18 protein-coding genes and 1 riboswitch are annotated in these 20,879 nt (G+C 69.8%); of the genes, 10 read left to right on the top strand and 8 right to left on the bottom strand.

Going from position 1 to position 20,879, the window contains the following annotated elements; all coding sequences use genetic code 11:
* Positions 1–36: 36 nt before the first annotated feature.
* The 3 genes from purH to ACIO3S_RS05795 form a co-directional block, all read right to left on the bottom strand.
* Positions 37–1,614 (bottom strand): bifunctional phosphoribosylaminoimidazolecarboxamide formyltransferase/IMP cyclohydrolase, encoded by a 1,578-nt coding sequence (gene purH, locus ACIO3S_RS05805; protein WP_400460454.1) that lies wholly within the window; start codon positions 1,612–1,614, stop codon positions 37–39.
* A gap of 30 nt (positions 1,615–1,644) precedes the next feature.
* Positions 1,645–1,721: riboswitch (ZMP/ZTP riboswitch) on the bottom strand.
* 10 nt (positions 1,722–1,731) lie between these two features.
* Entirely contained in the window at positions 1,732–2,343 is a 612-nt protein-coding gene (gene purN / locus ACIO3S_RS05800; RefSeq protein ID WP_400460452.1) for a phosphoribosylglycinamide formyltransferase, read from the bottom strand.
* A 10-nt stretch (positions 2,344–2,353) separates the two neighbouring features.
* Positions 2,354–3,616, bottom strand: a complete 1,263-nt coding sequence (locus ACIO3S_RS05795) for a DUF6350 family protein (protein WP_400460450.1) — start codon at positions 3,614–3,616, stop codon at positions 2,354–2,356.
* 156 nt (positions 3,617–3,772) lie between these two features.
* On the opposite strand from ACIO3S_RS05795, the gene ACIO3S_RS05790 reads away from it, so the two are divergent.
* The 6 genes from ACIO3S_RS05790 to ACIO3S_RS05765 all read left to right on the top strand — a co-directional run bounded on the left by ACIO3S_RS05790 (position 3,773) and on the right by ACIO3S_RS05765 (position 11,421).
* Positions 3,773–5,605, top strand: a complete 1,833-nt coding sequence (locus tag ACIO3S_RS05790) for a hypothetical protein (RefSeq protein WP_400460448.1) — start codon at positions 3,773–3,775, stop codon at positions 5,603–5,605.
* Positions 5,606–5,739: 134 nt separating this feature from the next.
* Positions 5,740–6,243: a SigE family RNA polymerase sigma factor gene (locus ACIO3S_RS05785; protein WP_160025253.1), complete on the top strand. Its 504-nt coding sequence runs from the start codon at positions 5,740–5,742 to the stop codon at positions 6,241–6,243.
* 1 nt (position 6,244) lies between these two features.
* The gene (locus ACIO3S_RS05780; protein ID WP_400460446.1) at positions 6,245–7,777 is read left to right on the top strand and encodes a hypothetical protein; all 1,533 of its coding nucleotides are present in this window, start codon (positions 6,245–6,247) and stop codon (positions 7,775–7,777) included.
* A gap of 97 nt (positions 7,778–7,874) precedes the next feature.
* On the top strand, positions 7,875–8,378 hold the full coding sequence (locus ACIO3S_RS05775) for a SigE family RNA polymerase sigma factor (RefSeq protein ID WP_350719689.1): 504 nt from the start codon (positions 7,875–7,877) through the stop codon (positions 8,376–8,378).
* 1 nt (position 8,379) lies between these two features.
* Positions 8,380–9,882: a hypothetical protein gene (locus ACIO3S_RS05770; protein WP_400460443.1), complete on the top strand. Its 1,503-nt coding sequence runs from the start codon at positions 8,380–8,382 to the stop codon at positions 9,880–9,882.
* Between the two features lie 156 nt (positions 9,883–10,038).
* On the top strand, positions 10,039–11,421 hold the full coding sequence (locus tag ACIO3S_RS05765) for a dicarboxylate/amino acid:cation symporter (protein WP_400460441.1): 1,383 nt from the start codon (positions 10,039–10,041) through the stop codon (positions 11,419–11,421).
* A gap of 63 nt (positions 11,422–11,484) precedes the next feature.
* Here ACIO3S_RS05765 and ACIO3S_RS05760 read toward each other — a convergent pair whose 3' ends face one another.
* Positions 11,485–12,081, bottom strand: a complete 597-nt coding sequence (locus ACIO3S_RS05760) for an NADPH-dependent FMN reductase (protein ID WP_400460439.1) — start codon at positions 12,079–12,081, stop codon at positions 11,485–11,487.
* 102 nt (positions 12,082–12,183) lie between these two features.
* On the opposite strand from ACIO3S_RS05760, the gene ACIO3S_RS05755 reads away from it, so the two are divergent.
* Entirely contained in the window at positions 12,184–13,020 is an 837-nt protein-coding gene (locus ACIO3S_RS05755; protein ID WP_400460437.1) for a helix-turn-helix domain-containing protein, read from the top strand.
* Positions 13,021–13,026: 6 nt separating this feature from the next.
* Here the strand turns inward: ACIO3S_RS05755 and ACIO3S_RS05750 are convergent, their stop codons facing one another.
* Positions 13,027–13,695 carry a GntR family transcriptional regulator gene (locus ACIO3S_RS05750; protein ID WP_400460435.1) on the bottom strand — a complete coding sequence of 223 codons (669 nt, stop codon included), beginning with the start codon at positions 13,693–13,695 and terminating at the stop codon, positions 13,027–13,029.
* 151 nt (positions 13,696–13,846) lie between these two features.
* On the opposite strand from ACIO3S_RS05750, the gene ACIO3S_RS05745 reads away from it, so the two are divergent.
* The gene (locus ACIO3S_RS05745) at positions 13,847–14,557 is read left to right on the top strand and encodes an alpha/beta hydrolase (RefSeq protein WP_160025261.1); all 711 of its coding nucleotides are present in this window, start codon (positions 13,847–13,849) and stop codon (positions 14,555–14,557) included.
* Positions 14,558–14,654: 97 nt separating this feature from the next.
* Positions 14,655–15,323 (top strand): trimeric intracellular cation channel family protein, encoded by a 669-nt coding sequence (locus ACIO3S_RS05740; protein ID WP_400460432.1) that lies wholly within the window; start codon positions 14,655–14,657, stop codon positions 15,321–15,323.
* 15 nt (positions 15,324–15,338) lie between these two features.
* Here the strand turns inward: ACIO3S_RS05740 and ACIO3S_RS05735 are convergent, their stop codons facing one another.
* From ACIO3S_RS05735 to sucC, 3 genes are all read right to left on the bottom strand, one after another.
* Complete coding sequence (locus ACIO3S_RS05735; protein WP_400460430.1) at positions 15,339–16,100, bottom strand: LysM peptidoglycan-binding domain-containing protein; 762 nt, start codon at positions 16,098–16,100, stop codon at positions 15,339–15,341.
* 155 nt (positions 16,101–16,255) lie between these two features.
* Positions 16,256–17,152 carry a succinate--CoA ligase subunit alpha gene (gene sucD / locus ACIO3S_RS05730; RefSeq protein ID WP_008364062.1) on the bottom strand — a complete coding sequence of 299 codons (897 nt, stop codon included), beginning with the start codon at positions 17,150–17,152 and terminating at the stop codon, positions 16,256–16,258.
* 17 nt (positions 17,153–17,169) lie between these two features.
* Entirely contained in the window at positions 17,170–18,333 is a 1,164-nt protein-coding gene (gene sucC, locus ACIO3S_RS05725) for an ADP-forming succinate--CoA ligase subunit beta (RefSeq protein WP_091052902.1), read from the bottom strand.
* Positions 18,334–18,844: 511 nt separating this feature from the next.
* Here sucC and ACIO3S_RS05720 point away from each other — a divergent pair.
* On the top strand, positions 18,845–20,872 hold the full coding sequence (locus ACIO3S_RS05720; protein ID WP_201451131.1) for a peptidoglycan DD-metalloendopeptidase family protein: 2,028 nt from the start codon (positions 18,845–18,847) through the stop codon (positions 20,870–20,872).
* Positions 20,873–20,879: the final 7 nt, after the last annotated feature.

The following is a 20,879-nucleotide window of genomic DNA, read 5'->3' as shown; positions in this document are numbered from 1 at the left end:
GCTCGTCACAACGAGCCGACTCGGCGGGGTTGGAGATCAGTGTGCGAAATGCCTGGTGCCGGTGAAGTACATCGTGACTCCGGCCGCCTCGCACGCCTTGATGGTGAGCTCGTCGCGGATGGAACCGCCGGGCTGGACGATGGCCTTGACGCCGGCGTCGATCAGGATCTGCGGGCCGTCCTCGAAGGGGAAGAAGGCGTCGGAGGCGGCGACGGCGCCGCGGGCCCGCTCGGAGCCCTCGGCGAGGGTGTTGGCGCGCTCGACCGCGAGTCGGCAGGAGTCGACGCGGTTGACCTGGCCCATGCCGATGCCGACCGAGGCACCGTCGGAGGCCAGCAGGATCGCGTTGGACTTGGCCGAGCGGCAGGCCTTCCAGGCGAAGGCGAGGTCGGCGAGGGTGGCCTCGTCGGCGGCCTCACCCGTGGCCAACGTCCACGCAGCCGGGTCGTCGCCCTCGGCGTCGACGTGGTCGACCTGCTGCATCAGCAGGCCACCGGAGATCGGGCGGGTCTCGACCGCGGAGCGCTCGTCGGCGGCGGCGACCAGGATGCGGATGTTCTTCTTGCCCTGCAGGATCTCGACGGCACCGTCCTCGTAGCCCGGAGCCACGATGACCTCGGTGAACACCTCGGCGACCTGCTCGGCCATCTCGACCGATACCGGCCGGTTCGAGGCGATCACGCCACCGAAGGCGGAGACCGGGTCGCAGGCGTGCGCCCGGCGGTGCGCCTCGGCGATGTCGGCGCCGACGGCCAGGCCGCACGGGTTGGCGTGCTTGATGATCGCGACCGCCGGCTCGGCGAAGCCGTTGGCGGCCCGACGCGCGGCGTCGGTGTCGACGTAGTTGTTGTAGGACATCTCCTTGCCGTGCAGCTGCTCGGCACGTGCGAGCCCGGCGGGTCCGAACCCGTTGAGGTAGAGCGCCGCCTTCTGGTGCGGGTTCTCGCCGTAGCGCAGGACGTTGGCCTTCTCGTACGTCCCGCCGACCCACGCCGGGAAACCGGTGCCCTCGGAGGTGTCGGTGAGCACGGAGCCCATCCAGGAGGCGACGGCCACGTCGTACGTCGCGGTGTGGACGAACGCGGCCGCGGCGAGGGCCTTGCGCTGGTCGTAGGTGAATCCTCCGGCCTGCACCGCGGCGAGGGTGTCGGCGTACTGCTCCGGGGACGTCACGATCGCGACGGAGGGGTGGTTCTTGGCAGCGGCGCGGACCATCGAGGGGCCGCCGATGTCGATCTGCTCGACGACCTCGTCCGGGCCGGCGCCGGAGGCGACGGTCTGCACGAACGGGTAGAGGTTGGAGACGACCAGGTCGAAGGGCTCGACCTCGAGCTCCTTGAGCTGCTCGACGTGGGACTCGAGGCGGCGGTCGGCGAGGATGCCGGCGTGCACGCGCGGGTGCAGCGTCTTCACGCGGCCGTCGAGGCACTCGGGGAAGCCGGTCAGGTCCTCGACCTTGGTCACCGGCAGGCCCAGCTTCTCGATCAGTGCCGCCGAGCCGCCGGTCGAGACGAGCTCGACACCGGCGTCATGGAGCCCGCGGACCAGGTCCTCGAGACCGGTCTTGTCGTAGACGGACACCAGGGCCCTCTTGATGGTGATCTGATCGAGCACAGCAATCTCCTCATCGGTCAACGATTTCGATGAGGGCACCCAGGCGGTCGATGCCGTCTCTCACACTCCCCGGTGGTCCCCCACCCGCGCCAGTCGTGTGCTCGTCACTCTAACCGCTCAGGCAGGCCCGAATCGAACTCGCCTGCCGTCGACCGTGTAGCCCTCGCGGGCGATCCGCCCGACCGTCTCGACGAGCATCGACCGCTCGACGACCTTGATCCGCTCGTGGAGCGTCTCCTCGGTGTCGTCGTCCTCCACCGGCACCGTCACCTGGGCCATGATCATCCCGGTGTCGACCCCGGCGTCGACGATGAACAGCGTCGCCCCGGTGACCTTCACGCCGTAATCCAGCGCATCCCGCGCCCCGTGCATCCCCGGGAAGGACGGCAGCAGCGCCGGATGCGTGTTGAGCGTCTTCCCGCCGAACCGGTCCAGGAACGCCTCCCCCACCAGCTTCATGAAGCCCGCCGAGACCACGAGATCGGGCTCGTACGCAGCGACCGACTCGGCCAGGGCCGCGTCCCACTCCTCACGCGAGCCGAAGTCCTTGACCCGGTGCACGAAGGTCGGGATCCCGGCGTCGGTCGCCCGGGTGAGCCCCTGGATCCCGTCGCGGTCGGCCCCGACCGCGACGACCTCTGCCCCGAACCCCGGGGACGCGCAGGCGTCCAGCAGGGCCTGGAGGTTGGTGCCCGAGCCGGACACGAGGACGACGAGACGCAGCGACATGCTGCGAACTCTAGGCGGCCGGCTCGGTCGGGAGGGAACGCCGGTGCCACCAGGTCATGGTGAGCCCGGCGAGCAGACCGGCGAGACCGAAGAACGCGATGGCGTTGACGAGCACCTGCCCGGCGTACGGCCCGACGTCGAGCATCCGACCGGGGCCGACCGCGCCGCCGGCGACACCGGACAGAATCGCGACGAGGAGGCCGGCGACGACGCCGGCGCTGACGCCACGGAGCGCGCCCTCCGACCAGCGCAGGGTCGGCCGGACCCGGCTGACCCGGCAGACGGCCCAGAAGGCGGTGAGCGGGCCGAGCGCCATCACCGCGGCGACCCAGGCGGGCGGGGCACCGTTGTCGGGCAGAGCGGCGAGCATCGGGAACATCGGGAGCGGCCCGAGGGTGACAGCGGTGGGGGTCACCGTGGTGCCGACGCCGACGGTGAACCCTGGCCCGAGGGCGTACGCACTGGAGAACAGCACGGCGTTGGGCAGCACCAGGACGGCGAGCAGGGAGTAGAGGATGATCCCGCCGAGGTCGAGGTGGAGCTGGGAGACGACGTTGATCGAGGTGGTGAAGTCGGCGAAGAGGGCCGCGAAGAACACCAGCGTGCTGACCGCGATCCACCAGAGCAGGATCGACCTGACCATCACCAGTACGTCCACGGCGGCGCGTGGCAGCAGGGTGATCCACAGCGCCGCACGGCCGGAGCCGACCGCGATCGCGGGCAGGGCGACGACCACGCAGAGCCCGACCGACCAGGCGAAGACGCCGAGGACACTCGGCGCGGTGGCCGGGGTGCCGGCGATGATCGCGGTGGTCAGCGCGGTGCCGGTGTAGCCGAGCGTGAAGAGGCCGGCGACGACAGGGACGGTCAGGTCACGCTCGCCGTCGGCGAGGGCGTTGACGTCCGGGCCGTGCAGCGAGACCGAGTCACCGACCCGGACGGCGACCTGCCACATCGCCCAGGCGAGGACCAGCGTCAGCCCGAGCGGGACGACGGTGACCGCGACGCCGGAGACGAGGACGCCCGATCCGTGGCCGAGCAGCCACCCCAGCGCAGCGACGCGCAGGGCGTCCGAAGGCTCGCCGTGAGCTCCCATGTCGCTGAGGAACCAGCCGAGGATGCCGATCGCCAGGCACACGACCAGCGTCGCGGCGGCCGTGCCGATACCGCCCAGCAGGGCGACCGCGACCAGCGGGCGGCGGTGGCGGAGATCGTGGAGATCATCCGCGACTCGCCCGCGGTCAGGGGTACGTGGAGGCAGCAGCGAGGACATCGCGTCTCATCCTCGCAACCCGCGTCGTCTCGATCTCGGCGACGCGCCGCCTCAGGCGTTCACCGGGTTGGTCACAGCGGTTGATACCCGCCTGTGCATCTGCGGCTATTGCCGTTCATTCGACCGAATCACCTACAGTTGACCGCTGACATGGGCATGACCACGGCAGACCACGAGACCTTCGAGGCGTTCTATCAGGACGTCCGTGGACGCCTCCTTCTCCAAACCTGGTCGCTGACCGGGGATCTGGAGGCTGCCAAGGCCGCCGTGCGCGGTGCGCTGGTCATCACCTGGCACCACTGGCGCAAGGTGAAGCCGATGGACGACTTCGAGCGCGAGGACTGGGTGCGCCCGATCGCCTGGTCCAAGGCGATCCGCAACCACTCGGTGCCGCTGCTCCACCGCGACCAGACGATCGCGCCGGAGGCCCGCCACACGCTCTCCGCGCTGCGCAGCCTGCCGCTCCACGACCGCAAGGTCTTCCTGCTCGGCCACCTCACCAGCGTCGACCTGGCCCAACTGGCCCGCGAGGTCGGCACCCCGATCAGCCGCACCGAGACCGATCTGCAGGGCGCCAACGCCGCCATCTGCGCCGAACTCGGGATCGCCCCGGAGCAACTGCAGTCCATCTTCGACCCGCTCGTCGACGTGCTCACCGAGCAGCCCTGGCCGAAGACCTCGACGATCACCACCGCCGGCGCCGTACGCCGCCGGGTGCACACCGCCATCGGCGCGGCCGCGGCCATCGCCGCCCTGGTCGGCACCGGCTTCTTCGTCACCCAGGACGCGGAGAGCGAGCCGCGGCTCAACACCCTCTCGATGCAGTCGGCGGCCGAGGAGTTCGAGGTCGAGCCGAGCCAGATCCCCGGCAAGAAGCTGACCGCCAAGGACCTGATGACCGAGGAGGAGGTCGCGAAGATCTATGGCGGCTCCTGGGCCGTCGACATCTCCTCCGACAACCTCGAGGGCACCGGCCTCACCATCCCCTGCCAGGCCGACACCTCGGCCGACAAGCGGCCGGTGGCGAGCCTGGCGCGCACCTTCGTCGCCAGGGCGAAGGCGACCACCGCAGGCACCACGATCGAGTCTTCGGTCGACGCGAAGGCGGCGGCTGGGGCGTACAAGAAGATGCAGGGGTGGTACGCAGCGTGCGCCGAGCCCCGCTACCAGCTGATCTTCACCGAGTCGGTCGATGGCATCGGCGACCAGGCGACGCTCTTCACCTACCGCGACTGGGAGAACAACCGGGCGGTCACCTATGGCGTCGCTCGGACCGGCAGGCACACCGCCGCGGTCACCGTGAAGACCGAGGGCAAGTCGAGCACGACCGCGGCCAAGACCTCGACCATGCTCGGCACCGCCGTCCACAACCTCTGCTCCATGCCCGGTGCGGGCGCGTGCGTCGAGACCAAGCGACCGCGGACGACGGTGGTCCCGATCGCCACCGGCAAGGCGCCCGGGCTGATCAACGAGACCGATCTGCCCCCGGTCAGCACGATCGGTGACCCGTGGGAGGGCACCGAGGCGAAGCCGGCCAAGTCCAACCCCGCCCAGACCCGCTGCGACGAGACGCAGTTCAACGCCAAGGGCATGACCGGCGCCCAGACCCGCTCCTTCGTGATCCCCGAGACGAAGAAGAAGCTCGCGCCGATCTTCGGGCTCACCGAGACGGTCGGCAAGTTCGGCTCCGCCAAGGAGGCGCAGGCCTTCAACGTCGGGATCAAGGGCCGCTTGGACAAGTGCAGCGACAAGCAGCTCGGCAGCCACGTCACCCAGGTCGCGACCGAGTCCATCAAGGACGGCGCGATCACGGTGTGGTACATCCGAGTGGAGCTCGAGAACACCTCGATCTACTACCGGATGGCTGCGATCCGACGCGGCGCCACCGTCGCCCAGATGAGCTTCGTGCCCGACGGCGGCGCCGACATCAGCAACTCCGAGTTCGTCACCCTCGCCAAGCGCGCCGCCTACCGGCTCGACTATCTCTGAGCCCGGAGTCTCTGAGCCCAGAAATCTGAGCCCAGTTTCCTCCCGGATGCAACCGGACCTGCCTCCCAGGCATCTGACCCTCTGAGGCTGGCGCAGCGCCAGATCAGGGTCCGGCCAGTCTGGGGAGGCAAGCGATGGACGAGGACGAGTTCGACGCGTTCTACAACGCGTCCTTTCGTCGCGTGTGCGCTCAGGTGTACGCCATGATCGGCGACTCCGACGAGGCCGCCGAATGCGTCCAGGAGGCCTTCGCCCGCGCCTGGGCGCACCGGCGCAAGCTGTCCTCGGTCGACTACCCCGAAGCCTGGGTCCGCACCACCGCCTACCGCCTCGCAGTCGGCCGCTGGCGCCGGAAGAAGTACGCCGGCCGCGTCACCGACAGAGCCGTCGGCGTCCGCACGGAGATGCCCGCCGTCGACGAGACCCATGTCGCCCTCGTCGCCGCTCTCAAGAAGCTCCCCGAGGCCCAGCGCCAAGCCATCGTCCTGCACCACATCGCCGACCTGCCCGTCCACCAGGTGGCCGCGGAGGTCGGCGCCCCCACCGGCACCATCAAAGCCCGCCTGGCCCGAGGACGAGCCACCCTGGCCGAGCTGCTCGCCGACGAACAACCCGGCGCCGTCTGGAAGGAGGCCTGAGATGAGTGACCCGATCTCGCGTCTGGACCAGTTCCGCGCCGACACCCCTGGAGCACCGATGAAGTCCGCAGCCGAGGTACGCCGACGGGGTGACCAGATCCGCCGCCGCCGGCGCACCCTCGTCGCCGCCGGCGCGGTCGCCGTGGCCGCGGTCGTCGCCGGACCGATCATCTTCCTCTCCGCCGGGTTCGGCGAACGCGCCATCGAACCGCAGCCCGCACCGGCGCCGAGCCAGACGCCGAGCACGGTGGCGCCGAGCCCGTCAGGCTCGGCCCCCGCGTCGGACCTCACCCGCGCCAACCTGCCGACGGAGGACGACCTGGTCGCCGAAGATCCCTATCCGCAGTGGGTCCTGGAGCAGACCTACGACGGCGAAGGCCGGGGCGACCACAACGAGTGCCTGCCGGCATTGGCAGACGCGGGCGCGTTGGCGACCTTCCGCCGCGACTTCATCGCCGAGGCCGGGCAGGAGTACGCAGACTCGGCCGGGACGCTGAAGGCGGTCGTCGCCGAGTTCGGCTCGGCCGACGAGGCCGAGAAGGCACGCGCGGAGCTCTCCGACGCCGCGAGCTCCTGCAGTGCCGTCGACGGCGCGGAGGTGGCCGGCTCGCTCCCGGTCGAGGGCGGCGTCGTCACCCGTGGTGACATCGACGTGGTGACGTACCTGCCCGAGGACACCGACACGAACGCCCGCCGGGAGGTCGCGACCGCTGTCGTCGCCGTCGAGGACCGGCTGGTGGTGATCACGCGGCGGCGCGGCGTACAGGACTACGTCTCGCCGACCTCCCTGCAGACCTCCGCCGTCAACGCCGCCTACCGACTGGTCGGTTCGTCGCCGCCACCCGCGTCGACGTCGAGCTCAGCGTCCTCGAGCTCGTCCTCATCCTCATCCGCGACCGCACCGGCGGCGGTCCTCAGCGACGCGCATCTCGTCGTGGCCGGGTCACTGCCGGGGCTGCCGATGGAGGGTGAGTCGTCCGCGGTCTGGCAGCAGGTCGCGCCGCAGCCGACCCCGACGCTGTACTGCCAGGGCGCCTGGCTCTCGTCGCTGAAGGCCGCCGAGTCGGTCAGCCGGGAGTTCCGCCTCGAGAACGGCGGCAGCCAGATCGGCAAGGTCAACGTGACCGTGCTGGAGTTCGCCGAGCAGAAGGGCGCCGACGCGGCCTTCGACACGGTCCACGGCTGGCTCGACGCCTGTCCGGCGTCGATGGCCGACGCGAAGCTCTTCACCGCCAGGCCGGTCGAGGCCATCGAGATCGGCACCACCCCCGAGATCGACCGAGCCGCGCAGACGCTCGCCGAGTACGCCGCCGACTGCGGTGGCGAGGGCTGCGATGCCACCTGGTACGACCACCAGACCGTCGCCCAGCTCGGGACCCGGCTGGTGCTGGTCACCCACGCCGAGGCCGGTGGCCCCTGCCCGCCGACCAGAGCCTGCCCGCCGGAGGAGGCCTCCGACTACACCGAATGGGACAACCGGGTCGACCAGACGGTCGAGGCCACGGTGGACCGTGCCTTCCAGGACCTGCCCTGATGAGGACGCAGTGCAATTGACCTTTACGCTCGCACAGGCCACCGCAGACACTGGCGCACGGGCAACAGTCAGGGAAAGCCAGCCGGGGAGGCGAACGATGGACGAGGACGAGTTCGACGCGCTCTACAACGCGTCGTACCGCCGCTTGTGTGCTCAGCTGTATGCCATGATCGGCGACTTCGACGAGGCTGCGGAGTGCGTCCAGGAGGCGTTCGCCCGTGCCTGGGCGCACCGGCGCAAGATGTCCTCGGTCGACTACCCCGAAGCCTGGGTCCGCACCACCGCGTACCGTCTCGCGGTCGGCCGCTGGCGCCGGAAGAAGTACGCCGGAAGGGCCGCCGACAGGGCCGTCGGAGCCCGCACGGAGATGCCGGCGGTCGACGAGTCCCACGTGGCTCTCGTCGCGGCCCTCAAGAAGCTCCCCGAGGCGCAGCGCCAGGCCATCGTCCTGCACCACATCGCCGATCTGCCGGTCCATCAGGTGGCCGCCGAGGTCGGTGCGCCCACCGGGACCATCAAAGCCCGCCTGGCTCGAGGACGAGCCGCGCTCGCGGAGCTGCTCGCCGAGGACAATCCCGGCGCCGTCTGGAAGGAGGCCTGAGATGAGTGACCCGATCTCGCGTCTGGACCAGTTCCGCGCCGATGCCCCCGGAGCGCCGATGAGCTCCGCAGCCGAGGCACGGAGGCGAGGCGACCAGATCCGGCGCCGCCATCGTGCCGTCGTGACCGCGAGCGCGGCGGCCGTGGCCGCCGTCGTCGCCGGGCCGATCATCTTCCTCTCCACCGGACTCGGCGACAAGGGCATCGACCCCGCACCGGCGCCGAGCGACAGCGCGGCCGCGCCCAGCGCGTCCGCCTCTGCGTCGGCGTCCGATCTCAGCCGAGCCAACCTGCCGATCGCGGACGACCTCGTCGCCGACGAGCCCTATCCGGCCTGGGTCCAGGAGCAGACCTACGACGGCGAGGGCACCGACGCCTACAACGACTGCCTGACCGAGTCGCTGGGCGACGCGGGTGCACAGGCGACGTTCCGCCGCGACTTCGTCGCGAAGCCCGGGGAGGAGATGGCTGACGCCGCCGGCACCATGAAGGCCGTCGTCGCCGAGTTCGACTCGGCCGCCGAGGCCGACAAGGTGAGCGTCGACCTCTCCGACGCCGCGATCTCCTGCTCCGGTGTGGACGGGGCGGAGCTGGCCGGCACGCTGCCGGTCGAGGGCGGCGTCGTCTCGAGCGGCAGCATCGACGTGGTGACGTACCAGCCCGAGGACCCCGAGATGAACGCGGTCTGGGAGACCGCGACGGCCGTCGTCTCCGCCGAGGACCGGGTGCTGGTGATGACCCGGAAGCGGGGCGTGCAGGATTACGTCTCACCGACCACCCTGCAGACCTCCGCCGTCAACGCGGCCTACCGGATGGTCGGCGCCACGCCCCCGGGCGAGCCGTCCGAGGAGCCGACGGAGACTGAATCGCCAGCGGCGGACGGTCTCAGCGCCGCCAACCTGGTCGACGGCAGCGCCCTCCCCGCTCTCGACCGCTTCGAGAGTGCTCTCGGCTGGAACCAGTACACGCCCACCCCCGACGTACCGACCCTCGCCTGCCAGAAGGAATGGCTCTCCTCGCTCGGCGCCTCGGCGAAGGTTGCCTCCGACTACCGCTGGGACACCGACAGCGCCGTGGTCGGGCAGGTCCACGTCGCGGTGCTGGAGTTCGCCGACGCGAACGCCGCCGGCGCTGCGTACAACGAGGTCATGGAGTGGATGGAGGTCTGCCCGGCCAACAAGCTCGGGGTCGACCCGGACGTCACCGCGCTGCCCATGGACGTCAGCGCCGACCTCGATGCCGGGCCGAAGCGTGCGGCACGCTCACAGGCGACCTACCCGGGCCTGGACGGCGGCGACAGCATCTGGTTCGAGACCGAGCTGGTCGCGGAGTACGAGACCCGGCTCGTCCTGGTCGGCTACGCCGAGCTCGCCGGCCCCTGCCCGCCGAGCACCGGCGACGAGGACGACCCGTGCTACCAGCCCGACCAGCCCGACTCGTGGCCCGGCCGGATCCTCGCGATCGAGAAGGCGGCGGTCACGGCCGGGATCAGCGACCTGCGCTGACGGACACCACTCAAACACGATATGGTTGATTGTCTTTCATGACTTAGCGCGTGGAGACTCCTGTCACAACGCGCTCACCCGAGGAAGACACGTATCGGTCATGGCGTTTGGGCCCATCAGAGCCCCGACCCGCATCAACCTTGGAGTAGCCCTCTCGTGTCCACCGCCCCCACTGCACCCGCCAGGCGGCGGTTGCGCCTTCCGTCCTTCTCGGTCCAGATCATCCTGGGCCTCGTCCTCGGCGTCGCTCTCGGCGCGGTCGCGCGAGCGATCGGTCCCGGGGCGGGCGACGAGGCCAACTGGCTGACGACGACGCTGGCCACGATCGGCGACTCGTTCGTCTCGCTGCTCAAGGCCGTCGTCGTACCGCTGATCTTCACCGCCATCATCGCCTCGATCGCCAACCTGCGTACGGTCAGCAACGCGGCTCGGCTCGCGGGCCAGACGCTGCTGTGGTTCGCCATCACCGCGGCGATCTCGGTCGCCATCGGCATCGGCCTGGGGCTGCTCTTCCGGCCCGGCAGCAACACCGCCGTCAGCACCTCCGACGCGGCCGAGGCCGGCGCATCCGCCTCGTGGCTCGACTTCCTCCAGGGCCTGATCCCGGGCAACTTCCTCGGCCTCCAGGCATCGACCAGCGTCGAGCAGGTCGGCGGGAGCCCGCTCGCGGAGACCGCGCTGAGCTTCAACGTCCTCCAAGTGCTCGTGGCGGCCCTCGCGATCGGCATCGCGGCACTCAAGACCGGCGACAAGGCCGAGCCGTTCCTCGCCCTCAACCGCTCCTTCCTCGCCATCGTGCAGAAGGTGCTGTGGTGGATCATCCGGCTGGCGCCGATCGGCACCCTCGGCCTGATCGGCAACGCGGTCGCCTCCTACGGCTGGGACTCGCTGAGCTCCCTGGCCTGGTTCGCGGTGGCCGTCTACGTCGGCCTGGCACTGGTCCTGTTCGTCGTCTACCCGGTGCTGCTGCGGGTCAACGGCCTCAACCCGCTGGCGTACTTCCGCGGTGCCTGGCCGGCGATCCAGCTCGCCTTCGTCTCACGCTCCTCGGTGGGCACCATGCCGGTGACCGAGCAGGTGACGGTCAAGAACCTCGGCGTCCCGCAGGAGTACGCCTCGTTCGCCGTCCCACTGGGCTCGACCACCAAGATGGACGGCTGCGCGTCGATCTACCCGGCGATCTCGGCGATCTTCGTCGCCCAGATCTTCGGGATCGACCTGGGCATCACCGACTACCTGCTGATCGCCTTCGTCTCGGTCGTCGGCTCGGCCGCCACCGCGGGCCTCACCGGCGCCGTCGTGATGCTGACGCTCACCCTCTCGACCCTCGGCCTGCCGCTGGCCGGCGTCGGCCTGCTGCTCGCGATCGACCCGATCCTCGACATGGGTCGTACCGCCGTCAACGTCGCGGGGCAGGCGCTCGTGCCGACCATCGTGGCCAAGCGCGAGGGCATCCTCGACGTCGGCCGCTACCGCTCCGCCTCCGCGGCCGGGCTCCTGGCCGACGACGAGCCCGTCAAGGAGACGGTCGCCGCCTGACGTCTCCCGGACGTACGCGATCGAGCGCCCCGGCAGCCGGCTGGCTGCCGGGGCGTCTCTGTCTCACCCGGGATAGGGCGCGCCACCACGCGCGGCACGCAGGGCCTCGGCCCACCAGGTGAGCTGGGCGAGCATGCCCTTGGCGTAGACGGCCGAGTCCGGGTCGTTGGGGCGACCGTTCTCGTCGAGGCGCTCCCAGTAGCGCGGGAAGGCGAGGCGCGCCTGCAGCGGGTGGGCGTGCAGCTCGGTGAGCACGTTCTCCAGGTGGAGGGCGGCGTGGCGACCGCCGCTGTCGCCACCGTAGGAGACCAGCGCGACCGGCTTGGCCTGCCACTGGGTGAAGTGCCAGTCCAGGGCCGACTTCAGCGAGGCCGGATAGCTGTGGTTGTACTCCGGAGTGACGATGACGAAGCCCTCTGCCGCAGCGAGGGCGTCGGTCAGGTCCGCCTGGCCCTCCGGTCGCGGGTAGTCGTCGCCGGCCGCCTTCGGCGACTCGGCGGGCAGGGACAACGGGATCTCATGGTCGGCCAGGTCGATCAGCTCGACGTCGAGACCGCCGTACGCCTCGGCCTGCTCGGCCATCCAGGAGCCGAAGATCGGGCCGCCGCGGCCTTCCCGGACGCTGGCGGTGATGACTGCGATACGTAGTGGTTGGGTCATGCCGTCCAGGCTCACGCGGATCGGCGAGCGCCGGGAGACCGAGCCGAGGCTGGCCCCAGCAGGGCCACCCTGACCGCCCGTCCGGCCCGTAGGCTCGACGACATGCCAGCCAACGCGGGAGCCCTCGGCTCGTACATCCGGGACCGCCGCGACCAGACCACGCCGGAGAGCGTCGGTCTCCCGGAAGGCGTACGTCGCCGGGCCCCCGGCCTGCGGCGCTCCGAGCTGGCCACGCTGGCCGGGATCAGCGTCGAGTACCTGGTCCGGATCGAGCAGGGCCGCGACCGTCACCCCTCACCGCAGGTCCTGCGGGCGATCGGTGACGCGCTCCGCTTCGACGCCGCCGCCCACGAGCACCTGCGCACCCTCGCGATGGCCTCCAGCGGCCAGTGCCTCGGACCCTTCTCCTCCGGTCGTGACGTACGCCCCGGCGCACGCGCCCTGGTGGAGCAGTTCGAGCCGGGCGTCGCTGTGCTCACCAACCGGCTCGGCGACCTGCTCGCCCACACGTCCACGTTCGACCTGCTGGCTCGGCCCCTGGGGATGCTCGACCACGCGGAGCCCAACCTGACCGCGTACGCCTTCCTCCACCCGCGCGCCCGCGAGGCGTTCCCCGACTGGGCGCGGGTGGCCGACGACCTGGTCGCGAACCTCTACCGGGGCCCCAACCCGGTCGCCTCGCGGATGATGGTCGAGGCGATGTCGGACCAGGCTGGGCCGGAGTTCACCGACCGGCTGACTCGCCATGACCCGCCCCACGGCGGCGTGTGGCGCTGGCTGCATCCCGACGCCGGCGAGCTGCGGTTCGACGTCGAGGAGCTCGAGCTCCCGGCCGCCGACAACCAGCAGATCCAGGTGCTGATGCCGGCCGACGACGCCACCGCCGAGGCCCTCGACGCGATGCGGCGCCGCCGCTCGGGAGCGTTGCGCGCGGTCTGACGTAGGTCAGCCTCGGCCGCTCTTCTCAGCGTCGTCGTCGGCCGACAGGCTGTGCCAGACCTCGTAGGCGACCGATGCTGCACCCTCTGCGTCGCCGGAAGCGAGCAGATCGATCAGGGTGTCGTGGCGCTCGACGGAGGCCTGGCCATCGGCGTCGAAGCGGAGTCGCTCGGCGCGGCGCACCAGCGGGTCGAACTGATCGAGGACCGTCTCGATGGCGCGGTTGCCGAGAGCTGCCACAGGGATTCGGTGAAGCTCCTCGTCGGCGTCGAGAGCAGCGTCGACGTCGCCTGCACGCACCGCATCCGCGAACCGGCGGTTGGCCTCGCGCATGCGATCGAGGTCCCGCTCCGTCAGCTTGCCGGCGACCTCGCGTGCGGCCAGCTGGTGCATCGCGGCCACCACGTCGCGCGCGTCTCGCACTGCTTGCGACTCGATCTTGCTCACGGTCGTCGACCGTCCAGGGAGCGCCACGACGAGCCCGCTTCCCCCGAGGCGCAGTAGCGCCTCGCGGACGGGGGTGCGGCTGACACCGAGCCACTCCGCCAGCTCGACGTCCTTCAACTGCTCGCCAGGACCGAAGGTGCCATCGACGATCGCATCTCTGAGCCGTCGGTAGACGTCATCCCGGAGGAGTGTGCGGTCGACTGCGGGGGTACCCGAGGGGATCGGCATGCAACATATTGCACACGCTTCCCGGGGCCGACGCAAACCCGGGAGGGCTTGTCCTCGATCACCGCATGCAATATATTGCACATTGGATGGCGAAAGCGCGCCGCTCAAATTCCCGCGGGACCGCCTCGCGGCACACGAAAGGAACTGCAGCATGAGCACCACCGGTCAGCAGATCAAGAACATCGTCCTGGTGCACGGGGCCTTCGCCGACGGCGCGGGATGGCGCCGCGTCTACGACGACCTCACCGCCCGCGGATACCGCGTCAGCATCGTGCAGAACCCCCTGACGTCGCTCGCCGACGACGTCGCGGCAACTACGCGGGTCCTTGATCGTCAGGACGGTCCGACCGTCCTGGTCGGTCACTCGTGGGGCGGCACCGTCATCACGGAGGCGGGCAACCACCCGAACGTCGCCGGCCTCGTCTACGTCTCGGCGCTCGCGCCGGCTTCGGGCGAAACGACCGCGCAGCAGTACGAGGGCTTCGGCCCCACCCCGGATTTCGTCATCGAGGTCGGCGAAGACGGCTACGGGTTCCTCAACTCCGAGAAGTTCAAGGTCGGCTTCGCGGCGGACGCGAGCGATGAGGACGCCGCGTTCCTCCGCGACTCGCAGGTGCCGATCAACATGTCGGTGTTCGACGAGGCCGTGACCCGCGCCGCGTGGGCCGACAAGCCCAGCTGGGCGGTCATCGCCACCGAGGACAAGTCGTTCGACCAGGCGATGCTCCAGCACATGGCCAGCCGCGCGGGCGCCAAGATCACGAACGTGTCTGCGAGCCACGCGTTGTACATCACCCAGTCGGGCGTCGTCGCCGACGCGATCGTCGACGCCGCCGAACACGCGCTGATCGCGGTCGGCTGAGTCACGCGGGCCGCTGAGTTCATCCGACCGCTGAAGCACGGGGAGCGGCCCGGACTACCACAGCCCGGGCCTCGCTCCTCGAAGGAGACAGACCATCATGATCACCACGCTCCAGGCGCCCTTGTGGATCGAGTTGCTTGCAGCCGGCCTCGGCGGGCTACAGGGCGCTCTCTTCGCCGCCAGCGAGCGCCACCGCCGCATCGATGTCCTGGGAGTCGTCGTCATCGGCCTCGCCGTCTCACTGGGCGGCAGCCTGCTGCGCGACATCTTGCTCAATCAGCCGCCCGTGGTGATCTGGAGCAACGGGTACCTGCTCGTGGCCGGCGCCTCCGCGGTCCTCGGAATGCTGATTCAGCCTCTGCTGGCGCGCGCCGACTGGACGCTCACCGCCCTGGACGCGGTCGTGATGGGCCTGTTCGGCGCGATCGGCGCCTCCAAGGCGCTCGCGCTCGGGGCGGGTGAAGCCGGTGCACTGGTGGTCGGGGTCGTGGGCGCCATCGGTGGCGGGATGCTGCGCGACGTCATCCTGAGCCTGCCCCTCTCGTTCCTCCAGGTAGGGACCCTGTACGCCGTCGCCGCGGGAACCGGCGCCGGCGTCCTCATCCTGCTCGTCGGCCTCGGCGCCCCGGTAGCGGTGGCGGGCCCTGTCTGCGTCATCGTGACGGCGACCGTCCGGCTGGTCGCCGTGCGCTTCGAATGGCGCTTTCCCGAGCAAGGGCCACTACGCCTCCGGCGTCGTGTCGGGCGCGGCGGCGAACCCGCGTGAATCGAGAGCGAGTGATCAGTTCGTCGGGATGTACAGCTTGTACCCAGGAGGCAGCTTGTCCGGCGCCCTGGACCCGTTGTACATCCGCAGCTCCTCCTCGGTGACGCGGAACCTCTTGGCGACGCTTGCGTAGGTGTCCCCGGCAACGGTCGTGTAGACCGTCTCCCCGGTGCCGGGCTGGGGTTTCGGCTCGGGCTTGGGCTTGTCGGCCTTGACCGGGATCTCGATCGTCGTGCCGGCGAGCAGCTTGGTGGCGTCCTGGTAGCCGTTGTGCGCCATCAGCTCGTCCGCGGTGACGCCGAACTTCTTGCCGATGCTGAAGAACGTGTCACCGGCGGCGACCTTGTACTTCTTCGGCTTCGGCTTCGCCGTCGGGATCTTGATCTCGCTCCCCGCCAGCAGCTTGGTGGGATCTTCGTAGCCGTTGTAGGCCATCAGCTCCCCGACATCGACGCCGAACTTCTCGGCGATACCGGAGAAGGTGTCACCGGGCGCCACGGTGTACGTCTTCCCGGCCGGCTTCGCGGGCGGGCTCACCATGAGCTTGGCCCCCGCTCGGATCTTGGCGGGGTCGGCGATCTGGTTCCAGGTCACGAGGTCGCTGACCTTGACGCCGTACTTCCCGGCGATGCCGGAGAGGGTCTCCCCCGGCTGGACGGTGTGGGTCTTCCGCTCCGTCTTTGCCTGATCCACGCTCTGGTGCGCGCTCCGGGTCGACGCCGCCACGGCCGGGGCCAACCCGGCGATCGACGACCCGACCGAGGCTGAGACAGCCATAACAACCGCACCCGAGATCAAACGCCTCATTCTCTTGGCCATAGCCGTCACAGTAATCCGTTCGGACGCTCACCCGCGCCCAATCGAACCAATCCCCGAAAACACGACCACCCCGCGACCATGACGGTCGCGGGGCGGTCAGGAACTGACGTACGTCAGAGGGACTGCAGGATCTCGCGAGCGAGAGCAGCGGTCTCCGACGGGGTCTTGCCGACCTTGACGCCGGCGGCCTCGAGGGCCTCCTTCTTCGCCTGCGCGGTGCCGGCGGAGCCGGACACGATCGCACCGGCGTGACCCATGGTCTTACCCTCCGGCGCGGTGAAGCCGGCGACGTAGCCGACGACAGGCTTGGAGATGTTCTCCTTGATGTAGGCCGCGGCCCGCTCCTCGGCGTCGCCACCGATCTCACCGATCATGACGATGAGCTTGGTCTCGTCGTCCTTCTCGAACGCCTCGAGGGCGTCGATGTGGGTGGTGCCGATGATCGGGTCACCGCCGATGCCGATGGCGGTGGAGAAGCCGAAGTCCTTCAGCTCGTACATCATCTGGTAGGTCAGCGTGCCCGACTTGGAGACGAGACCGACCGGGCCCTTGCCGGTGATGGTGTGCGGGGTGATGCCAGCCAGCGACTCGCCCGGTGTGATGATGCCGGGGCAGTTCGGGCCGATCATCCGGGTGGCCTTGCCCTGCAGGTAGGACCACACCTCGGCGGTGTCCTGGACCGGGACGCCCTCGGTGATGACCACGATCAGCGGCATCTCGGCGTCGATGGCCTCGATCGCGGCGTCCTTGGTGAACGCCGGCGGCACGAAGAGCACCGACACGTTGGCGCCGGTCTCCTTCATCGCCTCCGCGACCGTGCCGAACACCGGGAGCTCCACGTCGGCGCCCTGGGCGTCCTTGTGGGTGACCGTGGTGCCGGCCTTGCGGGCGTTGACGCCACCGACGATCTGGGCGCCCGAGTCGAGCATCAGGGCGGTGTGCTTCGCACCCATGCCGCCGGTGATGCCCTGGACGATGACCTTGCTGTCCTTGTTGAGGTAGATGCTCATGTTTCTCTCTCCTGACCTCAGGCGTTGGCCAGCTCGGCGGCCTTGTCGGCGCCGCCGTCCATGGTGTCGACGATGGTGACCAGCGGGTGGTTGGCCTCACTGAGGATCTGGCGACCCAGGTCCACGTTGTTGCCGTCCAGACGCACGACGAGCGGCTTGGTGGCCTCGTTGCCGAGGATGTCCAGCGCGCCGACGATGCCCTTGGCGACCTCGTCACACGCGGTGATGCCACCGAAGACGTTCACGAACACGGACTTGACCTGCTCGTCGTTCAGGATGACGTCGAGACCGTCGGCCATGACCTGCGCGTTGGCGCCGCCACCGATGTCGAGGAAGTTGGCGGGCTTGACGCCGCCGTGAGCCTCACCGGCGTACGCGACGACGTCGAGGGTCGACATGACCAGACCCGCGCCGTTGCCGATGATGCCGACCTGGCCGTCGAGCTTGACGTAGTTGAGGCCCTTGTCCTTGGCCTTGGCCTCGAGCGGGTCCTCCTCGTCACGGATGACGAACTGCTCGTGGTCCTCGTGGCGGATCTCGGAGGCGTTGTCGTCCAGCGACACCTTGCCGTCGAGAGCCTCCAGCTTGTCGCCCTCCAGGCGAGCCAGCGGGTTGACCTCGACGAGCGTCGCGTCCTCCTCGGTGAACACCGTGTAGAGGCTCTGGATCATCGCGACGGCCTGCTCGAAGACGGGCTCCGGGAAGCCGCACTCGGTCGCGATCTCGCGCGCCTTGGCCTCGTCGACGCCCTTGCCGGGGTCGATGCCGATCTGCTTCACGGCGTCGGGGTTGGTCTTGGCGACCTCCTCGATCTCCACACCACCCTCGACGGACGCGATGCAGAGGTACTGCCGGTTCGACCGGTCCAGCAGGAAGGAGAAGTAGTACTCCTCCACCGGCGGGGTCGCCGGCGTGATCAGCACCCGGTTGACCCTCAGGCCCTTGATCTCCATACCGAGGATGTTCGAGGCGTGCTCGAACGCCTCGTCCGCGGTCTTGGCCAGCTTCACGCCGCCGGCCTTGCCTCGGCCACCGGCCTTGACCTGCGCCTTGACGACGCAGAAGCCGATCTCCTCGGCGGCCTTCCTGGCTTCCTCAGCCGTCTCGACGACGACACCTTCGGTCACGGCGACGCCGTGCTTGGCGAAGAGCTTCTTCGCCTGGTACTCCATGAGATCCACTGATCCACCTGGTCTGTGTGTTGCGGTACGGGGCGGCGTACCGCATGGATCAGCGGTCGACGCCCTCGTCTTCAGATGTGTCCGTCCAGCACCATAGACCCCGCCGAGCCGGACTTACGAGCCCAGGGCACACGACGTGACGTATGCCACTAGCGGGGCGTGGGGCCGGACACACCGGACATATACCAACAAATCGGCAACCTCGGGTAACAGACCGTAGCCGCACGTAGTGACCCCCGTTTGACCCCGTACGACGCGGTCCGAGGTCCGGGGACCGGACGGTTTTGACACCGTATCGAGGCTCAAATGGACCGAAGACACGCGTTTCGGGTGACATGAATATTCCGCAATCGAGTTCCGAATCTGGCGGAAATACGCAGATCAGCGACTGATTCGGCCGTCGCCGAAGGTGAAATCAGCGAAACGGGCGTGCCACATTTCTTGACCGCGCCCTCCGGTCCGTTACAGTCATGGCTCGCCGTCTGACCCCGAACAGCGGAGATATGAACTGATGGGCAACCACCGAGCCGACGTCACAAGTGACAGTCCGCGTTCGGTCACCCCTTCCCCCGGAGCAACCACGAGCAGCAGCAGCTACGTCGGGAAGCGGCGCGCAGCGCCGGCGACCGACAGCCCTGCCTCCAGGCCTGCCCCGCGAGCGACCGGATCGACCTCCTACGTCGGGAAGCGGCGCGCCGCGCCGTCCCCCGCCGTTGGGACCGCGAAGCCATCCCCCGCCCCTGAGATTCCTGAAGAGCCGGTCGCCAAGGCCCGGCCCAACCGCGTGGTCCTCGATCAGACCGGCAAGTTGCCGGTCGTCGGATCCCCGCGTGCCGACGAGACCCGAGACGGCCGCATCTCGACGGGTGAGCTGCGTGCTCTCGTCGAGGGCGACGGCCCTTCCTTCCCGGCCTCGTTCCCGACGCCGCCGCCTCCCGCGGCGACCCCGATCGTGCCCGTGCAGCGCCGGGCGGCCCAGATCGACCCGGTCCTGGCCGACCTGCTCTCCTCGATGGGCATCGACCCGGACAAGGTGACCCCCGAGGTGCTCGAAGACCTCGGCGTCGGAGGCATGACGACCTCCGAGCTCACCATGTTCCTGACCCAGCCGACCAAGCCCGCGCCGACCAAGGCGACGTCGAGCAGGTCGGTCTCGACCAAGACGCCGCCGCGCGGCGTCCCGGCGGTTCCCGCAGCTCCGGTTGTTCCCGCGCCGGTGCTTCCCGAGCCGGTGGCGCCCGTCGCCCCGGTCGCTCCCGTCGCTCCCGAGCCGACCTTCCAGGCCCCCGAGCCGACGCACACCCCGAAGCCGCTGCGAATGGCCAACACGTTCGCGCCGCTGACCGGCAAGATCCGCGCCGTGCGCGAGGCCCGCCAGATCCCGGCTCCGCCGGTGGCCCCGGCCGCTCCGGCCTACGAGCCGGAGATCCAGGAGCCCCGCGGGTTCCAGGAGGCGTTCGACGCGCCGCCGACGTCGTTCAAGATCGACACGACCTCGTTCCCGGCCCCGCCGGTGTCGCTGCCGCAGCAGATCGACTTCGATTCGATGGCGATCGACCTGCCGGCCGAGACCTACACCGTCGACGCGCCCTACTACGAGGCGCCGCAGCCCCACGAGGCGTACTACCAGGACGACTACGCCGACGGCTACCACAGCGACCCGCAGCAGGCCGAGACCTACTTCCGCGCCGACACCGGCAGCATCGACCTGCCGAGCATCAGCGAGATCGCGACCTACCGGCCCGAGCTGCACGACCTCCCGGCGGTCGAGACCACCGGCACGATGGTCGGCATCGGCGGCCCCACCCGTCCCCGCACCCGGCGCGCCGCCGCTGCGGCGGCCGGTGGCCGCCCGACGGTCCCGCTGACCGCCGGCGCCGCGGCTCTCGCCGCAGCCATCGGTGGCATCGCGCTGACCGGCGGTCCGACGATGGTCGCCGCCGATGACGTACGCCTCGTCGGCGCCACCGCGCTCGGTGGCGACAGCGACATGGTCGTCGTCGGTGACCGCTCCGCGACCGTCACCCGTAACGACGAGCGCTCCGAGGCCGACACCGCGGCGAGCGACCGCGAGAAGGCGCTCCAGGGCGTCGACGTCCAGGCCGACAAGCAGGACAAGTTCCTCAAGTCCAACATGTGGGAGCTGCCGATCCCGGCGGGCGTCTACCGCATCACCGGCACCTTCGGCTCCTCGGGCTCCAACTGGTCCAGCACCCACACGGGTCTCGACTTCGCTGCTCCCTACGGCACGCCGATCCACGCGATCGCCCGCGGCACGGTCACCGAGACCGCCTGGGGCGGGGCGTACGGAAACCGGACGATCATCACGCTCGAGGACGGCACCGAGATCTGGTACTGCCACCAGAGCGACTACGGCGTCTCCGTCGGCCAGACGGTCTCCCCCGGCGAGGTCATCGGCTACGTCGGCTCGACCGGTAACTCCACCGGCAACCACCTCCACGTGGAGGTCCGCCCCGGTGGTGGTGACGCCGTCGACCCCGACGCCGCCCTCAACGAGCACGGCGTAGACCCGAGCTGACGCGCGC

The sequence above is a fragment of the Nocardioides sp. NPDC087217 genome, from assembly GCF_044744805.1.
In the GTDB taxonomy this organism is placed as follows: Bacteria; Actinomycetota; Actinomycetes; order Propionibacteriales; family Nocardioidaceae; genus Nocardioides.
This window is presented reverse-complemented; position numbering and strand designations above follow the sequence as displayed.

What these genes read in the sequence shown, in the direction of transcription:
- purN (WP_400460452.1), bottom strand. Translation starts at nt 2,343, where the DNA reads ATGTCGCTGCGTCTCGTCGTCCTCGTGTCCGGCTCGGGCACCAACCTC.
- ACIO3S_RS05795 (WP_400460450.1), bottom strand. Translation starts at nt 3,616, where the DNA reads ATGTCCTCGCTGCTGCCTCCACGTACCCCTGACCGCGGGCGAGTCGCG.
- ACIO3S_RS05790 (WP_400460448.1), top strand. Translation starts at nt 3,773, where the DNA reads ATGACCACGGCAGACCACGAGACCTTCGAGGCGTTCTATCAGGACGTC.
- ACIO3S_RS05785 (WP_160025253.1), top strand. Translation starts at nt 5,740, where the DNA reads ATGGACGAGGACGAGTTCGACGCGTTCTACAACGCGTCCTTTCGTCGC.
- ACIO3S_RS05780 (WP_400460446.1), top strand. Translation starts at nt 6,245, where the DNA reads ATGAGTGACCCGATCTCGCGTCTGGACCAGTTCCGCGCCGACACCCCT.
- ACIO3S_RS05775 (WP_350719689.1), top strand. Translation starts at nt 7,875, where the DNA reads ATGGACGAGGACGAGTTCGACGCGCTCTACAACGCGTCGTACCGCCGC.
- ACIO3S_RS05770 (WP_400460443.1), top strand. Translation starts at nt 8,380, where the DNA reads ATGAGTGACCCGATCTCGCGTCTGGACCAGTTCCGCGCCGATGCCCCC.
- ACIO3S_RS05760 (WP_400460439.1), bottom strand. Translation starts at nt 12,081, where the DNA reads ATGACCCAACCACTACGTATCGCAGTCATCACCGCCAGCGTCCGGGAA.
- ACIO3S_RS05755 (WP_400460437.1), top strand. Translation starts at nt 12,184, where the DNA reads ATGCCAGCCAACGCGGGAGCCCTCGGCTCGTACATCCGGGACCGCCGC.
- ACIO3S_RS05750 (WP_400460435.1), bottom strand. Translation starts at nt 13,695, where the DNA reads ATGCCGATCCCCTCGGGTACCCCCGCAGTCGACCGCACACTCCTCCGG.
- ACIO3S_RS05745 (WP_160025261.1), top strand. Translation starts at nt 13,847, where the DNA reads ATGAGCACCACCGGTCAGCAGATCAAGAACATCGTCCTGGTGCACGGG.
- ACIO3S_RS05740 (WP_400460432.1), top strand. Translation starts at nt 14,655, where the DNA reads ATGATCACCACGCTCCAGGCGCCCTTGTGGATCGAGTTGCTTGCAGCC.
- ACIO3S_RS05735 (WP_400460430.1), bottom strand. Translation starts at nt 16,100, where the DNA reads ATGGCTGTCTCAGCCTCGGTCGGGTCGTCGATCGCCGGGTTGGCCCCG.
- sucD (WP_008364062.1), bottom strand. Translation starts at nt 17,152, where the DNA reads ATGAGCATCTACCTCAACAAGGACAGCAAGGTCATCGTCCAGGGCATC.
- ACIO3S_RS05720 (WP_201451131.1), top strand. Translation starts at nt 18,845, where the DNA reads ATGGGCAACCACCGAGCCGACGTCACAAGTGACAGTCCGCGTTCGGTC.